Source organism: Bacteroides sp. D55t1_190419_B8 (assembly GCF_015558905.1).
Lineage (GTDB): Bacteria > Bacteroidota > Bacteroidia > Bacteroidales > Bacteroidaceae > Bacteroides > Bacteroides vicugnae.
Genome location: NZ_JADMOU010000005.1, coordinates 57415 through 74306, shown reverse-complemented (window position 1 = coordinate 74306; position 16892 = coordinate 57415). Strand labels below are relative to the sequence as shown.

Genomic DNA, 16892 nt, shown 5'->3' with positions numbered 1-16892 from the left:
ACTTCCTGCAGCTCTTTCACTTTGTCCGGATACTGTAGATGAAGATTATTCGATTCTCCGATATCCTGTTTTAGATTAAACAATTCGGGAACATCTCCTTTTTTAAACTTACTATTACCTGTTTTAGGCAAATAGACCCAATCACCTTTGCGTATACCGTGAACTTCACCACCTTTTACATAAACATATTCGTCACGTAATCGTAGAGAAGGATTTTTGAGAAAAGATGAAATATTTATACCATCAATCTTTTGTTTGAAGGATTGGCAACCTGCATAGTGCATGATTGTAGGGAAAAGGTCGATGCTGGCAATTATTGCGTCACTAGTTACACCGGTAGGTATACTCCCTTTCCAACGGATGATACAAGGAACTCTGACGCCTCCTTCATAATAAGAGAACTTACCGCCTCGTAACGGCTCAGCGGAACCTCCGTCTTCTTTGAAAGACAACCACGGTCCGTTATCCGATGCGAAAATAACTAAAGTGTTTTCTGCTAATTTCTTTTTGTCCAAGTAATCGAGTAAACGACCTACATTCCAATCAATTTCTTCTACAACATCACCGTAGAGTCCCCGTTTGCTTTTACCTTTAAATTGCTCGGAGGCAAATAACGGCACATGAGGCATTGATGGGGTGATATAGACGAAGAAAGGTTGCTCCGGATTATTTTCTATAAAATCTATGGCATGATCAAAATAACGTCGGGTGGTAGTAGACTGGTCGCAGGGATACTCAATAATTTTATCTCCTTCAAATAGTGGAGAAGCGTTGTTCAACCTTTTTTTTATATCTGCTCTACTGGAAGTCCTCACAATTTCTTGGTCTTCTTTAGCTTTTGACAGATTATAACCTTCCCTGAAAGTAACATTGGAGGCGAACTGCTGGGAGGGACCGATATACATATCATTGCTGTATGGGATGCCATAGTAGTAATCAAATCCTTGATCTGTAGGTAGATGCCCTTTCAAATCGCCTAAATGCCATTTACCGAAGCAACCGGTTGCATAGCCTTGCTCTTTCAACGCTTCGGCCAAAGTGATTTCCTCTGCAGGCATCCCTTCAGATTCGGGGAAAAATACCCCTTTTACTCCATTCCGTGTATTTAATCTGCCGGTCAGAAGTCCTGCACGCGAAGCACTTGATACGGAAGACGATACATAAAAGTCGGTCAACTTTATGCCTTCCTTTGCCATGCGGTCAATAGAGGGAGTCTGTATCAATGGCGAATCATAACAACCAAGGTCCTGGTAACCCTGATCGTCTGTAAAGATAATCACAACATTAGGTTTCTGCCGGGCTTGCAATAGCCCGGCAGAAAAGAGTAGAGGATAAATAAACAGTCTTTTGTTCATATCTTTTTATTCAGAGATAACGATGCCTTCTGTAATTCCACTGTCATTATAGCTGTCAACGCGGTAATGATACTGTACGCCTTTGGTAAGGATATGGAGCAGTAAACCGGTTGTCTCTTTATCTTTGACCTGGATACATTGATTAAGAAAATCAGGCTGATAACCAAAACGAACAAGATAACCATCAGCATTGGATACTTTATTCCAGCTAAGCGAAGCATATCTTTCATCGTCTTTGTTTCTTTTTACTGACAGTTCTTTAACAATTTCCGGTTTGTCCGAATAGCCAAAACCGAACACACGCAAATCCAATAAGGCAAACTTGCCTTCTTTGGGAGTATGGACATTTTCTATTTTAACAAAAGAAGTTTCTATCGGTTTCGGAAATTCTACATATTCATGTGGTATGGCAACCATGTTCCTTGATTTATCCACTATTAGTTTCCAATCCCTTCCATTGTCGGATACGTACAGTTTATAAGCGTGATAATCCGTTTCTTTGGGAGCATCAGGGTTAATGTCTTGTTCTGCAAAGTTTATCTGAATGGAATTCATACGTACTTTTTTACCTAAGTTTATTACGAAATATTCACCTACTTTGCCACTTGTAGCCGACCACCAGGTGCGAACATTTTCATCCACTGCCTTTTCCGGTTCGAAACCCGGTAATGAAGAAGACGCTGTACTCTTTTTATGATATGATTGGAGCATCCAGCCAAAAGCGGAAATATCTTGAGGATTGAATTTCTTTTGCGGTAGTGATATGGGATAATCCCCTAATACAGTATGGGTTCTCATTCTTCCTTTATCATCAAAAGAAACAGGAAATAAACCAATTCTTCTTTCAAATTCGTCATGATTACCCACCCACATGGAGGTGACTTGCCACCAATTTTCGTATTTGTCTTTAAATACACAACTATGTCCGGCTCCTCCGATAAAACCACCGACTTTTAGAGATACAGGATTATAAGGTTGTTCTACAAAACCACCATTTACACTATCACTCTCCAGAACCACATCACAATACCAATTGCAGATAGTACCTGGAGTGGCATATTGCAGGTAATATTTATTTTTGTTCTTCACAATCCATGCACCTTCAGGACATGGTACTTTGGAAAAATTTCCCTGCCAGGCAGAGGCATCAATTTCATCATACAATTCTCTACGTCCAAAATGATAGCCTGATTTACACTGATTGATGTCTGTTACATATTCTCTCAAGACCTTTTTTGAGCCTTCTATTTCTTTGAATGTGGCAGGATCTACTTCGAAGAAAGTAGTAGATTGAGTTCCACCTAAACCATAATAGAAAAAGAAGCGTCCATTGTCAATAAATAAACAAGGATCGGCCATACGTCTTACTTCACCACATTTTTCCCATTTTCCATTTTCCGGATCGGATGAGCGAATGACATCTACCGTTTTCTTGGTACGGTCTCTGGTGAAATTAATGAAGTATACATAGTTTTCATCGGCTGCCACAGCGGGTGCCACATAATGATCGACATCAAGGGCGGATGTCTCCACTTCCGGATTGAAATATACATTTTTCCATGTAATTAAATCATCGGATACTCGATAGCCGCCAATGTCCATTGTGGTAAATAAATAGTATTTGTTTTTAAATAATACGATAACAGGGTCGGCTGCGGAACGGGCTTTCTTTTCTCTTGTCTGAAAGTTTCCCCAACCATAATCCAGATTCATTGGATTACAAAAAGTCGTCTGTTTTTCAACAGCTTTGTTCTCCGAACAGGAAAACAAAGTTAGTGAAGCGAATAAAATAAATAGTATATTTTTCATGAGCATACTTCTTTCATTCTATTTTTTCAAGGCTTTATCCACATTCAAATCAACACCTGCCCAACCTTTTTTACAAGTCCAATCAGCAGAAGGAGAAGACCAAAACTCATCAGAATCCGGTAAACCAAGCGCGATAAATACGACTGTACACAGATACAGACTACCTGTTGATATATATGTCTCACCGATATGAGGTTGATAACCGGCAAAACCTACTCGTAGCCAGCCTTCAGGGTTAAACGTTCCGGGCGCATTAATCTGACGATTGATTATAGCGGATAGAGCGGACCTTACTTGAGCAGGTTTTACTCTGTCCGGAAGTAATTTTCGATAAGCAACATCAGATAATGCATGAAATGCACCGAATCGATAAGCCAATGAACGGCCCACTATCGGGAATGTACCTTCAGGTGATATCAGTCTTTCTTGTTGTTCGGCATAGCGTGCATATCGTTCGACTTCAAGATCATAGGGTATGGAACTCTCTATACCGTTTTTCTTCATTATTTCCAGCACCTCGACCATCATAGGATGTATGACGAAGCTATTGTAATAATCCAGATGAAAATCAGCACCGTCACCATACCATCCGTCACCTTTATACCATTGTGCAAAACGATCGCAAGCGTACTTTACACGTTCATATTCCCATTCGCCGGTAAACTCTTTCAAGGCGGCCTCTACCATTGCTGCGAAAAACAGCCAATTGGTTTCAGAAGGTTTTATTGCTCTTGATGATTTAAGTTCCTTGATTACCCGTTCTTGAGTTGTCTTATCAAGCTTGTCCCATAATTGCGTGCGTGCTCTTAATAGGCCGTGAGCAAGGAAGGCGGCATCAACTAATGGCTGGCGTCCGTTATTGAAGTTTAGATAATCAGGAGATTGGGGATTTACTCCATTAGAAATAGATTTCAAGGCTAAATTAATATATTCGGCACGTAGTTTGCCTTCTATCGTATTGTCGGGTCCTAGTTCCAACCAAGTTGAGATACCGGTAATTAGCCTTCCTAAAGCTTCCAGGTGTGTGACTTCTTTTCTTTTTTGCATATCAGCGGCGATAGACTCAACAGGCATATTCTTTCGCAGTTCTCCTTTTGCCATATTCGTTAACAGCGGATAGGAAATTCGATGGAGCGAACTTAGCCAAAGAGAACGATCCGAATTTTCCGAGAAGGCTGTTATTGTTTCAACTACCGGACGATTTTCCAGTAGTTTTTTATATCTGATTAATGCCTCTATAAAATAGTAGTCTGCGTATGTCAGAGGAGCATCAATCTCGTATTGTTTTGCCATGAAACCTGTACTATGTTTGATAATGTAATGATTATTATCACCCACTTTCTTTGTGCGATAACCTGGAGAAGCTAACGACTTTATTTGTTGTTCACCTATCGCGAGGAATTGTTTGCTTAGTTCTCCTTCCACATAAGTGCTTAATTCCACATAGGCTGATGCCATGATAGCACCTGCAGAGGCATCACGGTCTTCTTTGGGAATATTGGGAGCATCAAAGTCCCAATAAGGAATCTTATCCTTGGGCAGGCGCGGATGATTCATAATGAACTTACCAATCTTAATAGCATGGTCCAAATATTCTTTTTTACCAGTCTGCCGATACATCATTGTAAAGCCATATAGTCCCCATGCTTGTCCACGTGACCAGGAGGATTGATCGTTTACCCCTTGATGCGTCACTTGATTCAATACTTTTCCCGTAATCGTGTCATAACTTACCACATGGTATGAACTTCCATCAGGGCGGAAATGATTAATCATTGTCCGGTCTGCATGCGACTTGGCCATATTATAGTAGGTGTTGTCTCCCGTTAGGGAAGAGGCTACATTGAGTAGTTCCAAATTCATCATATTATCAATGATAACAGAGAATTGCCATTTTTTGCTGTTCCAAGAACGGGTGCATCCCGTCACCGGATGAAAACGGGTAGACAAAGATTTTGCGGCAGTCTCTATTACTTCCCTGTATGTTTCATTATGAGTGAGGCGATAACCATTACCAAAACTGCAATTGATAATAAAACCAACATCATGGTTACTGGTTGTGTATTTCTGTTTTTCCACTCGTGAGGTCATCTCTTCTGCGGCGGCTCTTACTTGCGGGTCATTACTATACTCGTAACAGTACCAAAGGGAACCCGGATAAAAACCACTTGTCCACCAAGCAGATTCGCAAGTAATCATCTTGCCATCTTTCGCTGTTCTCGGAAGTATGCCTTTCTGATCTTTCATTTCATTGAACATGGACATTGACTGTTTGACCGAAAATTCAAGAGCTTCATCAACGACTTTCTTCATGTCTTTTGTTACTGCTCCTGCTGAATAGGTAAAACCGGTCAGCAGAGTCAGACCTATAATTAAAACTTTCTTTCCGTTATTCATTATCATCATTTTAAAGAATTGATACTTATGTCTTTTATTATGACCTATTCTAGTTGTCAAAGTATTCAATTAAATTATAGACATTGTAATTTACTTCCTGCATAAATTTGCTTAGGTAAGGATACATTTCATAATGATTATCATACACGCCTTTATTAGCCGGTTTCCCGCTGTTATCCGTCCCATCGTCATCCTGATATTTGAACCAGTGCCATCCCACACAGTTCTTTGCTTCAAGCAGCCCCAGTGTAAAATGCTGATAAGCATATGCACGGTCATTCTGGGTCGGAACCGTGAATCCGGCTCCTGATAAGTTATTCAAATCGGAATCCTGACCTTTTGTATAAAATTCGGTAACTAAAAACGGAGTATCTGCCCATTCTCCCCAATTTTTAACATAGGAGTCCAACTCCGGGCTCCAACGGCTATAGTAATTGATGGAAATGATGTCACAGTATTTGCCTGCAGCAGCCACTACATCCTTCATATATTTGGGAGTGCCATGCAGGCGTGTGCCCAGATACATCATGCCCGGGTCGGCTTCCTTAATGGCATCCTTCACTCCTTTATAATAAATCTCGGCTAGCCGGCCTGCAAATTCACTATTCAGGTTATCTGTCACACTTGTTGCCCCTTTTTCATCCATAAATTTCTTTGCCGCTAGATAGGCCACATTTGTTTTATCCGTAAGTGCCAGAAAACGGTCTAAAATTTTGGAGTTCTGTGATGAGAAGTTGATTTCATTGTCCGAGAAGAAGCCTAATACGTTGGCATCATTCAAATAAGGTGCCAAAGAGGTGTTTATATATGTTTTACAGAAATCTGCCCAGTCATCATAAAGTACCAGCCCCAATTCATTGTCCGATGTATTACCTGGATAGGCATGGCCATTTTGTGTTCTGAATTGTCCCAAAAATCCGAATGAAGGAGTCAACGTTAACGGAGAATTGGGAATGGCAGAGTTGTGAGTCTGAATCTTTCCGTATGTATCCGTACAAAAGGCTCCCGTACCATGGAAACCAATACTAGCCAATTCTGCTTGTGATGTTGCTATCCATTTGGCGTCAGTGCCAAAGCGCTTGTTCCATGCTTCCTTATTGCGTGCCGAAGAACCGTAACGCATGGAAGTGACGCTCCTCTCATAATGCGGATAGCCTTCAGGATCGATAATCCACCAACGGCCGTTTATTTTTTTTACGTAAAAACGCCCTGTGGCTTGTTGTTTGGCTCCTGAAGTGAAACTACCATACTTATTTGTTATGGCCTTGTAGTCACTTTCCGACTTGATAGCAGGTTTGTACTCTCCCATGTAAGCGACAATACGGGTATTACTCTCCGTCCATTTGGTCACTGGTGGAAACTCATTGGAATACTTAACTTTTATCGGACGATAAGGCTTACCTAAAAGTGAGGGGCTATAAGGCTGCATTTCTCCGGGAGTCGGTAGCCCTTCGATGATGTCATTATTACCTGTATCGTCATTAATGACAACATCCGGTGGCATAAAATTAGGATCTTTCACTACATAATCCGTACACGAAGCGAGTGCGATATTGCATATCAACAATGCTATGATATAGAATGAATTAACTTTCATGATTGTCTTCTTTAAAGGGTTTTTATTTGGAAATTTTTCGGATACAACGTACATACCGTGCAGGCGATTTGGCATATTTGGCACCAGTTAAACCGGGGTTCCACTGTCCGAAACGCACATAGAATACTTTCGAAGCATCATCCGCTTCCGTACTGGTGAAATAGCTGTCACCAGCGGTATTGTCAGCTTTTTCGTTCATAACATCCCCTCCATTATCAGTGAGAATTTTATCCCAAGCTGCGCGAGCATCTTTTTCTTCCTGCTTAATAGCATCAGGTTTTACCCCGATACTTTGGGAAGGTCCGCCGTTGTATGCAGTAAAGACCGCTTCCATTTCATTTCTAGCAGGTAAATACCAGCCATCTTTACAATATCCCAGAATCGGAATATTAGCAGCTATGGCACTCTCTCTCATCTTTTGAGTATTAGCTTCACCATCTTCCTGATCTGTTAAACCTAATGCATCTATAAATCCTTCGTTAGCCCAATTTATGGCAGTGGCACTACGCTTTAAAGACAGAATTTTAGCATTGTTGCCCTCTACCCAAAATACGATACCGCCTTCAGCCAGTTCTGTATCACCATCCATCTTTACAAAATCTCCTATCTGGAAAGCAGGAGCTTCCGTCTGTCCTTTCTGTTGTCTTATGGTTATTGTCACTGTGGCTTGAGCATCACCGCTGCCAGCTGTTATCGTTACAATGGCTGTACGAACTTCGTCACCGTCATTCTTAGATAAAGCAGTAAATTTGATTTTATCTTCATTCTGTACAGCAGAAAGCCACATATTACTGTTACCTTCAATGACATATGCAAATGACAGTTTATTTGTGCTAACTGTGACATCTGCTGTAGCCCCTTCTTCACTTGTCAGTTCTACCTGCGTTGGTGAAACAGATAAGGTAGCGGGCTCCTCGGGGAATTTATAGTCACCGATTGCTTTCATGGCACGTACAAAACGGCTCGTACCTGTCTTGGCACCAAAATCCATTCCATATTTCCCGAAACGTACATAGCGTGCTTTCTGGCCGTCTTCATTTTCCGTGCTCGACCAGTAACTTTCTCCGTTACCATTTTCAGCAGCTGCATTTATTACTGCCCCTCCGAGATCGGTTAATTTTTTATCAAATGTAGAACGGGAAGCTTTTTCTGCATCACTGATTTGATCTGGTGTAGCATTGGTAAATCCGTTATCGCGTGCTATGCCATTATAGATATCAAATAAATTCCCTAATTCTTCAGAGGCAGGCAGATACCATCCCTCTCCTAAATTTGTACATAGAGCAGCTGCGTCATTGGTACCGGCATCAGTATACAGAGCTGTATTTTCCATACCATTGACCATCGAGAAAGCATTGTGTAATTTAATGGATGCTTCAAACGGATTACCACCCCAACGCTCTAGTGAAATAGCCTTACCTACTTCTTGATTATCCGGATCAACCCAGAATATCATTCCGAGTCCGTCTTCTGTTAATTGTCCGACTTTTAATGTCTTTACTTCTGACTCGTCCTTCGCCAACTGCTTCACTGTCACTTCCATTGAAAAATCTCCGGCATTTAACTTGACGATGGCAGAGCGCACCTCACCGGTTTCATTGGTAGTAAGGGTTGTATAGATAATCCGTTGCTTGTTAGCATCTACCGAAAGCCAACTGGCATTATAATCTGCAGTAATTTCGTTCGCTGTAGTGGATATTACCACTGTTTTTGAGGAACCTTCATTTTTATAGAGTTCAATCTCTGTTTCACTATGATTAAATTCCGGCATAATTCTTACTTCACCATACTCTTTACAGGAAGTCAATATCATACTCAGAATCAATGATATCAATGTTAGTCTTTTCATACTATGATTCTTTTACAGATTTATAAATTAAAATCAGTCTCTTTTTATTTCCATGGATCACTTTGCGGAAAAACATTTGTCCCCATCAAGTCAATCTGCGTTTGTGGAATAGGCCATGTTTCATGTTTGCCTATTACGAAGTTCTGGCGGCATTCGGCATAGTCTTTATCCAGATAGGGGTCTTCCAGTACAAGGTCGCCTCCATGTTGACGAACACGTTCGCCCAAGATGCCAAGGCGTTTCAATAACGACCAGCGCACTCCTTCGAAGTGTAGTTCGCGGGCATATTCATCCAAGAGCATATTGAGGGTTAAAGGACCATTCTCATGAGTGTTACCTGCCCTTTCCCAAGTTTTGTTGTAGTATTCTATAGCTTTAGGACTGTCTCCACCATCACGGTGGAAATAAGCTTCACTACACATTAAGTAAGTTTCAGCCAAGCGATAAACAATCAGATCTTTGAAACTGCTGGTACGGTCAGGTTGCGTAGCATTGGTCCATTGGTCAAAGTGTTTTTTTGACATCGGGTGTAATCTTTCCATATAGCCGGCTGCTTTACCATATAAGTCTTTAGGGATTTCCTGCCCATAATTAGCCTTACTTTGGTCATTGTAGTAAAAAGTGTGGATGAAAAGATCCTTATAACGATTGTCTTTTTCTTGATCATATAGGCTGAATAAATAGGTGTTTGGATAAACACGTCCCCATCCATATCCCCCTTGGGCAGCTTCAAATGTACAATCGGGATTAGCTTGGGAGCGGGTCGTTGTAATGATGGCAGCACGATGTCCCATTAATGGAGTACCGGTTCCGCCTCCACCCATATTTTCAGAGAATTGATAAGACCATAAAACTTCGGCGGAACGCATGTCTGCACTGTTGAATACGTCCCCTGTTTTGGCCATCATAGAGTACATTGTTCCATCTCTAAATATATCCTCGCATTCTTCAATCGCCTTATCATAATCCTTCTCCCACATGGCAACCTGTGCTCTCACGTGCTTGGCAGTCGCTTTGGTAACACGGCCATAGTCATTATTGGGTATTCCCCAATCGAGTGCATTGATAGCATCATCCAAATCGTTTTTGACTTGAGTGAATATCTGTTCTGAAGTAACAGGATGGAAATCACGTTCCAGATTATTTACTGTAGTAGGAATTGTATTCAGATAAAGACGTTCAAAACGTTTCCATAGTTCAAAATATGCACGTCCACGGAAAAATTTAGCTTCACCCCATGCGCGGGTAGTTACAGGATCGTCAAATCCCAGTTGCTCCGCTCCGGTAATAATCTCATTAGCTTTACCGATAATGAAATAATAGTGTTGCCAGAATGATTCCACATCACTATTATTGGGCATGAAATTCTGTAGTTTCGCAATGGCAGTACTTGTTCCTGCACGGAAAGCCATAATATCAGTGCTGTAATCACACATCGTCACAATATAGAGGTTGCTACCACCACTTCCGTCTCCTTTTGCGAGTTCTCTGTCCAAACTGTATAATCCTATCGCTGCACGATACAATCCGTCAGGGGAAGTGGTCAGATAATCTGTAGTAATATCCGTTTTTGATTTGAGGTTCAGAAAATCTTCACAAGAAGATAAGAACGCAATGGAAGATATTGCCAGAGCTGTTATATATAATTTATTTTTCATATTCTGTGGGATTTTATTAGAATGAAACATTAATTCCAAATACATACTGTTTTGATTCAGGATATGCACCCGGTGTCAACTCCGGACTATAAGACAAAAAGTCTGTAAATGTCAGAAGATTGGTTGCTGTAGCGTATACTCTAAGTTTTTGAAGTTGAAGTTTCTTTATCCAAGTTACGGGGAAGGTGTAACCCAGTTGCAAAGTGCGCAAGCGAATGTAAGAAGCGTCTTGAATCGCTAAAGAACCATGATAAGTCACATTTGTGTTATGACTAGGTCGCGGGAATTCATTAGAGGGGTTGAATGGAGTCCAATAATTTACCTTCACGCCATTTAGTTTCCCTTGTAAAGAACCGCCACTATTGGATTCGGAGAGATATCCATTTCTAATTTTACGACCGGATACACCATACCAATCCATATATAAATCAAAACCTTTCCATTTGAGAGTTGTATTTAGGGAAAGTGTGAAATCTGGATCTCTTGAGATAGGTGTACGGTCATCAGCATTTATTTTTCCATCGCCATTTACATCCTTTATTTTAACAGATCCCGGAGCGACATTATCCTCGCGTGTCAATGCTTTATCAGCTATACCATCGCCGTCAGTATCAATTGTCGGTTTCAATGTGTATTCCAATTTGCCGTAAGCATTTCTTTTTATATCGAAATCTTCATACTGGTAGATGCCATCCGGTAAATAGTCATAATAAACATTTATGGGTTTACCTACAAACCAGCTATTACCCGGTTGACTCAATGGCTTGCCGTTTTCATCGACTTGATTGTCAATTTTTACGATCTCATTAGCATACTGGCTGAAATTGGCTCCCAGACTCCATGTAAAATTCCTTGTACGGAAGACGTCGCCGTTGATACTGATATCAATGCCGTGTGATTTAGTTTCTCCCAAATTATCAAGCATTTGTTCATAGCCTAAAACTGAGTTTAATTCGCGCTTGACGATCAGATCTGTTGTTCTAGTATTATAGTACTCGATCGTACCTGACAAACGATTGTTGAAGAGACCAAAGTCAACACCAACATTGGCTGTACGTGATTGCTCCCACTTTAAATTGGGGTTTGAGAGTTCTTTTCCGGGGAGATACCCCATATAGGAGTTGTCACCAAACTCATAACGTTCCTGATCTGTCAAGCCAAGCGTTGTATAGTTACCAATTCCATTCTGGTTACCTACAATGCCATAACTCAAACGGAGTTTTAAATTATCAATCCAGGACATATTGCGCAGGAAACTTTCTTCGTTTGCACGCCATGCCAGAGCCACAGAAGGGAATGTACCCCATTTGTTGTTTTTTCCGAATCGGCTTGAACCATCCCGTCTGATAGCCACATTCATAATATATCTATCCATAAATATATAAGAAGCGCGGCCCATGAATGATACCAGATTATTTTCAGAGAATGTTCTAGTAGGTGTGCCGGAGAATTGGCCATTGGATATAAAATCCCAGTCCATATCTACAGGTAAGTCACTGGTCGAATATCCTAGTCCTTTAGTTTGAGAGTGGTCTACTGACTGTACAGCAGTAAGGGTCAGTTTATGCTGCTGTTTTTTGATTGGAACTTCATAAGTGAAGATGTTTTCTATCAGATAATTTCTCTGTTCATTATTTGTCAATTTGGCGGTAGCTCCTCCACCGGGATAATTGACACCTTTCACTTCTCCGTCTTCTTGTTGTCTGTTATAGAAAGAAGTATTTAAACGATAATTAAACCCTTTGAAAGGTTTTAATTCCAGAAAAATATTGACGCGGTAACTGTTGTTCGTTATTTCGCGTGCATAATTTTGTGCTCTATAAAGCGGATTAACATCGTTGGCAGTGTCGATATATTTAGTATAACTACCATCCGCATTGTATACTTTAGCTAACGGAGTGCGGGTAATGAACTCCGTAAAATTTCCATCTTCACGTTCACTTTTGGATAATGCGTAGGAAGTATTCACACCAAAACTTGCCCATTTGTTTACTTTGTAGTCCACGTTCAGACGGAAAGCTGCTTTTTTATATCCCGAACCGGTAGTCACCATACCGTCTTGATCAAAGTAATTGAGACCTGCTGATACACGGAGTTTGTCAGTTCCGCCACGTACAGTTAAATCATGGTTTTGGTAAAGAGCATTCTTTAACATTAGATCTTCCCAGTTGACAAACTGACCGTTTGCCCAGACTTCACTCATAATTTCGTCACTCAAAGCTTCTGCAACAGAGATTTCGCGGGCGTCAATAATGCCTTTGTCGTTTGCCATTGCTTCACGTCGCAGCATCATATACTCTTGTGGAGAGTAAAAATCGAAGTTACGCCACAAGGACTGAATACCTACATAGCCGTTATAACTCACTTCCATTTTACCTTGCATACCACGTTTGGTAGTTACAAGAATTACACCGTCACTGGCACGTGCGCCATAAATGGCTTGAGAAGCTGCATCTTTCAGGATTTCGATAGACTCAATGCTTTCTGCGCTTAAAGTACTGAATTCCTCACTGCTTGATACAGAACCGTCAATAACGTACAACGGAGTATTTTGGGCACTGATAGAACGGTTTCCACGGATGGTAATGGTAGGAGCGGCCCCTGGTCTGCCGGATGAGCTTGTTACATTAACTCCCGCTACACGTCCACGGAGCATGTCACCCACATTTCCTGCCGGAAAACTTTTCATTTCATCAGTTTTGACGGAAGCAACGGAAGTAGCGATATCGCTTTTCTTTTGATAACCATAGCCTACTACCACAATTTCTTCCAGCAATTTGGAATCTTCGGACATGGTTACATCAATAACTTTCCGATTCCCGACTTTATGCTCCTGATCTGCATAACCTATATAAGAGAATACGAGTGTAGTATTAGAAGATACCTCGATGGAATATTTACCATTCATATCGGTAATCACACCGGTTGTACCTCCTTTCACATGAACGTTCACTCCAATCAATGGGCCTTGTGTATCAGACACAATACCTGTCACTCGTACATTTTGCGCATGTATGCCTACCATAATCATTAGAAATATAGCCAGCAAGATTGTTTTTAATTGATTGTTTTTCATTTATACATAAGATTTAATTATTGAATATGCTGAACAAAAGTCATCAAAAAAAGAAATATAACATAAAAGGATTGTACGAAAAGAAAGCAATATTATACGAATGCTTATTTCATGTCACCAAATAGATAATACAGGCTTATTATTAGATTCCTTCGTATCAAAATAGCAGCTTCTTTCATTGTCCGAGTCATCGCCCAATTGTCTGAGTTCCCTTATCAACGCAAAAGTGATCTCTTTCTGCTTGCACTTACGGACCAATCCGGTAACATCGAGCTGATGATATGAAGCATTTTTATCGACTACGATTTCTCCCGCTACATGTGCGGTGTTTCCTACCTGGGTTATGCGCATTTGTTCCCTATCTAAATTAGGAGCATTATTCCAATTTAAGGACATTTCATTCCAATCGCAGTTGTCTAAGGCGTAGACATGGAAACGATATGAATGCTTGTCCGACGAATTACCATAAATCTGCAGTAGTGCCGCATTTATATTATCTACTTTGGACAAGTCGAATTTGATGTAGCTGACCTGATTGTGATTAATCTGTGAAGCGTTCATTTCTACACTCATCTTTTTTATTTTGCCAAAGTTCTTTTCGCTATTACTGCCACTTTTTATAGTAGCGTCTGCTGTAGCAATCAAAGTGCAAGGTGTACTTTGGCAAGCAGGGATGGTAAGAAGCATCACACTTTGAGCCGGTAGTTCGAACGATAGTTGTCCGTTTTCAGAAATTTCTTTTGACCACACCACTTCGCCATAAGCATCCGCACTTACTTCTTCGGCAAATACCTTTGTACCGGTGGGGAGGTTTAATGATTTTAAATTCAAAGTCAGCGTGTTTGGCGAGAGTTTACGTTGTACAAGCCATATATAATATCGCATTTCTTCCGGGTTGTAAGAGGTTAATGCATCTACCTCATTATCGGGGACTGATTTCACCGTTTCCAATAGCGGCCGTTCGTCCTTAAAACCTTTTGCAAAAAGCCGGACTACCTGTCCCGTCCGCTGAATGCCACTGATGTCATAAGATTCCGGGATGTTTTTTACTGATTCTTCATCAAACAATTTTATCTCCCTCACCTTGATACTGCCCTTATCGGTAGCAATAAAACGAATTCTCGAACTTGTCACAGGAGTCTTAAATAGAAAGAATGATTGTGTGTAGCGGGCATTCTCTTCAATCGTTTCTTCAATGTCTTTCCAACCGGTACCCTCCCAATATTGCAACCGGAAATTCTTCACGCGGTCCGGACCTGTGTAGACTCCGTATTCCGAGCCTGTATAAATCACAGCTGCACCCAAAGAATAACTCTTTCCCAAATCTATTTCGAGGCATTTCTTTTCGTCTGTATTCACAGATGTCCACATGGAGACATCGGTCTTGTTGCCGTCGGTGATCACTTTCACTTGTGCAGGATGTGAAGAAGTCAAATCAATGACTTTCTTCCCCAATGCTACGTTATTGTAAGCATCTTCCACGATTCTCTTGCCTTGCCAGATAAAATGATGTCCCGATTTAATGCCACGCGGATAGGTGTTGCTGGTTGTGTTGGCAAATTTGAAGGCCCACATACCATACCCCTGGTTAAGGGTATTGTTTGTATATTCACCTGCCCATTCGGTAAATAGGGAAGGGGAGTCCATCGTCTCGTATTTGTCAATAAGATAGGCATTCATCCAACGCCCGGTTTCAGTATACACTATCGGAAGAGAGCGGTTTAAAGGATGATTATCTACTATGATCTTCCGTATGTCCGAAACCTTGGATACATATCCTGCTGCCGGAAGATTATAAGAGTGTGTCGAGAATATGTCCAGCAAGTCTCTGTCGGAAGGTAATCCCCGATAATCAATACGCAGGCTTTTCACAACCTCCGCCCACCAGTTAGCGTTGGAGCCTGCCGTAACAGGACTTACAAAACGTGATTTCAGATGTTTTCCATAGAGTTTGTTTACATCCTGTATAGCACAATATATAGCATCTGACACAACTTTCATGGCATCTACATATTGTGTGATTTTCATCGGACCGGAATGTCGGTGATTAGGTTCGTTCTGCATGGCGAACATTGTCACGTCACCCGTTTTGGCTGCATAAAATGCCAGGGCATAAAAACGTTGCCATTGTTTCCATTTATTGCTCCATGTATTGTCAAAGTCTGTTGAATTCATCTGTAGGACTACATCTATGTTCAAACGTTTCAATTCTAGTAAAGCATATTCAAATACCATTGAATTGGTTGAGAATTGTTGTTTGCGACATCTTTCCAAAATTGGTTTCCATTTGATGAAGTTATTTTTCTCGGGATTGCTTCGTAATTCATGTTTGTACGATTCAAACTCTTCTAGTGTATTCAGGTTCTTTTGATAATTCACAGCTTCTTCGGGTACATAATCATTCATAGATGTCCATACGCGTAAACTGTTTACATTGGAATATTCAAGCCAACCTGATATGTTGCTGCCGGGCATATAATATCCTTGATTGTAAGCCACGTATTTCATGGTATTTCCTACTACATTTTTATTGACTGTTACAAGCATGTCCTTAGGAAATTCTTTATGAACTCTGTCTGGCAGTTCATTCTGAATAACAGGAGCAATCATATTTTTCTTTTCTTTGCCATATACTTCAAACTCATTGATGGTAACAGGTTCCCCATCAGTAGAGATTAGTCGAAGCTGGAAAGTAGTAAGTTGTGGAGTAAATGTGAATTCTATTTTGTCCAGCCTGTTTTCTGTACATTCCGTATTGGGTAAGTCTGTCCAGTTTGCGTCGTCCCAATATTGAATCTTGAAATTCTTCATTGCCCAGAAGCCGGGAGCTTTTCCCTTCTCCTGTTCTGTCTTTTCCGATTCAGGGATTCCTGTGTGGATAACTACCCTGTCAATATCATAATATCTCTGCAAATTGACATCAAGAATATGCGGAGCACGGGCATTTGGGTCACTTATCCAGGAAGATTTACGTGAAATGACTCCGTCAGTCACATTTGATGCTGGAAACTCTTTTTGTTGTGAGGATGCTATTACCGGTTTATGTAATGCTACATTCACATTGTCAGCTGATATACTTGTAAAAGGTATAGTCATGGCTCCATAAACTAAAACCAAACATTTTCTAAGGTACATAAATCTTTTGTATTTT

Annotated in this window: 7 protein-coding genes and 1 pseudogene; all 8 read right to left on the bottom strand. The window is 40.8% G+C overall.

The genetic code is table 11. From position 1 onward, the window contains the following. Positions 1-50: 50 nt before the first annotated feature. Positions 51-1355 (bottom strand): annotated as a pseudogene (locus I2I13_RS24690) (sulfatase); the annotation flags it as partial. Positions 1356-1361: 6 nt separating this feature from the next. After that, positions 1362-3164, bottom strand: a complete 1803-nt coding sequence (locus I2I13_RS06305; protein WP_195649119.1) for a family 43 glycosylhydrolase — start codon at positions 3162-3164, stop codon at positions 1362-1364. An 18-nt stretch (positions 3165-3182) separates the two neighbouring features. Continuing rightward, the gene (locus I2I13_RS06300) at positions 3183-5567 is read right to left on the bottom strand and encodes a DUF2264 domain-containing protein (RefSeq protein ID WP_195649187.1); all 2385 of its coding nucleotides are present in this window, start codon (positions 5565-5567) and stop codon (positions 3183-3185) included. Between the two features lie 43 nt (positions 5568-5610). Continuing rightward, on the bottom strand, positions 5611-7158 hold the full coding sequence (locus tag I2I13_RS06295) for a hypothetical protein (protein WP_148365197.1): 1548 nt from the start codon (positions 7156-7158) through the stop codon (positions 5611-5613). A 22-nt stretch (positions 7159-7180) separates the two neighbouring features. Beyond that, positions 7181-9007 carry a BACON domain-containing protein gene (locus I2I13_RS06290; protein WP_195649118.1) on the bottom strand — a complete coding sequence of 609 codons (1827 nt, stop codon included), beginning with the start codon at positions 9005-9007 and terminating at the stop codon, positions 7181-7183. 44 nt (positions 9008-9051) lie between these two features. Further along, positions 9052-10665, bottom strand: coding sequence for a RagB/SusD family nutrient uptake outer membrane protein (locus tag I2I13_RS06285; protein ID WP_148365195.1), 1614 nt, complete (start codon positions 10663-10665; stop codon positions 9052-9054). 16 nt (positions 10666-10681) lie between these two features. Continuing rightward, on the bottom strand, positions 10682-13741 hold the full coding sequence (locus I2I13_RS06280; protein ID WP_195649117.1) for a TonB-dependent receptor: 3060 nt from the start codon (positions 13739-13741) through the stop codon (positions 10682-10684). Positions 13742-13855: 114 nt separating this feature from the next. Next, positions 13856-16876, bottom strand: coding sequence for a DNRLRE domain-containing protein (locus I2I13_RS06275; RefSeq protein WP_195649116.1), 3021 nt, complete (start codon positions 16874-16876; stop codon positions 13856-13858). Positions 16877-16892: the final 16 nt, after the last annotated feature.

Bases quoted from the DNA above. Each gene is read 5' to 3' on its own strand.
- I2I13_RS06305 (WP_195649119.1), bottom strand. From the start codon at position 3,164: ATGAAAAATATACTATTTATTTTATTCGCTTCACTAACTTTGTTTTCC.
- I2I13_RS06300 (WP_195649187.1), bottom strand. From the start codon at position 5,567: ATGATAATGAATAACGGAAAGAAAGTTTTAATTATAGGTCTGACTCTG.
- I2I13_RS06295 (WP_148365197.1), bottom strand. From the start codon at position 7,158: ATGAAAGTTAATTCATTCTATATCATAGCATTGTTGATATGCAATATC.
- I2I13_RS06290 (WP_195649118.1), bottom strand. From the start codon at position 9,007: ATGAAAAGACTAACATTGATATCATTGATTCTGAGTATGATATTGACT.
- I2I13_RS06285 (WP_148365195.1), bottom strand. From the start codon at position 10,665: ATGAAAAATAAATTATATATAACAGCTCTGGCAATATCTTCCATTGCG.
- I2I13_RS06280 (WP_195649117.1), bottom strand. From the start codon at position 13,741: ATGAAAAACAATCAATTAAAAACAATCTTGCTGGCTATATTTCTAATG.
- I2I13_RS06275 (WP_195649116.1), bottom strand. From the start codon at position 16,876: ATGTACCTTAGAAAATGTTTGGTTTTAGTTTATGGAGCCATGACTATA.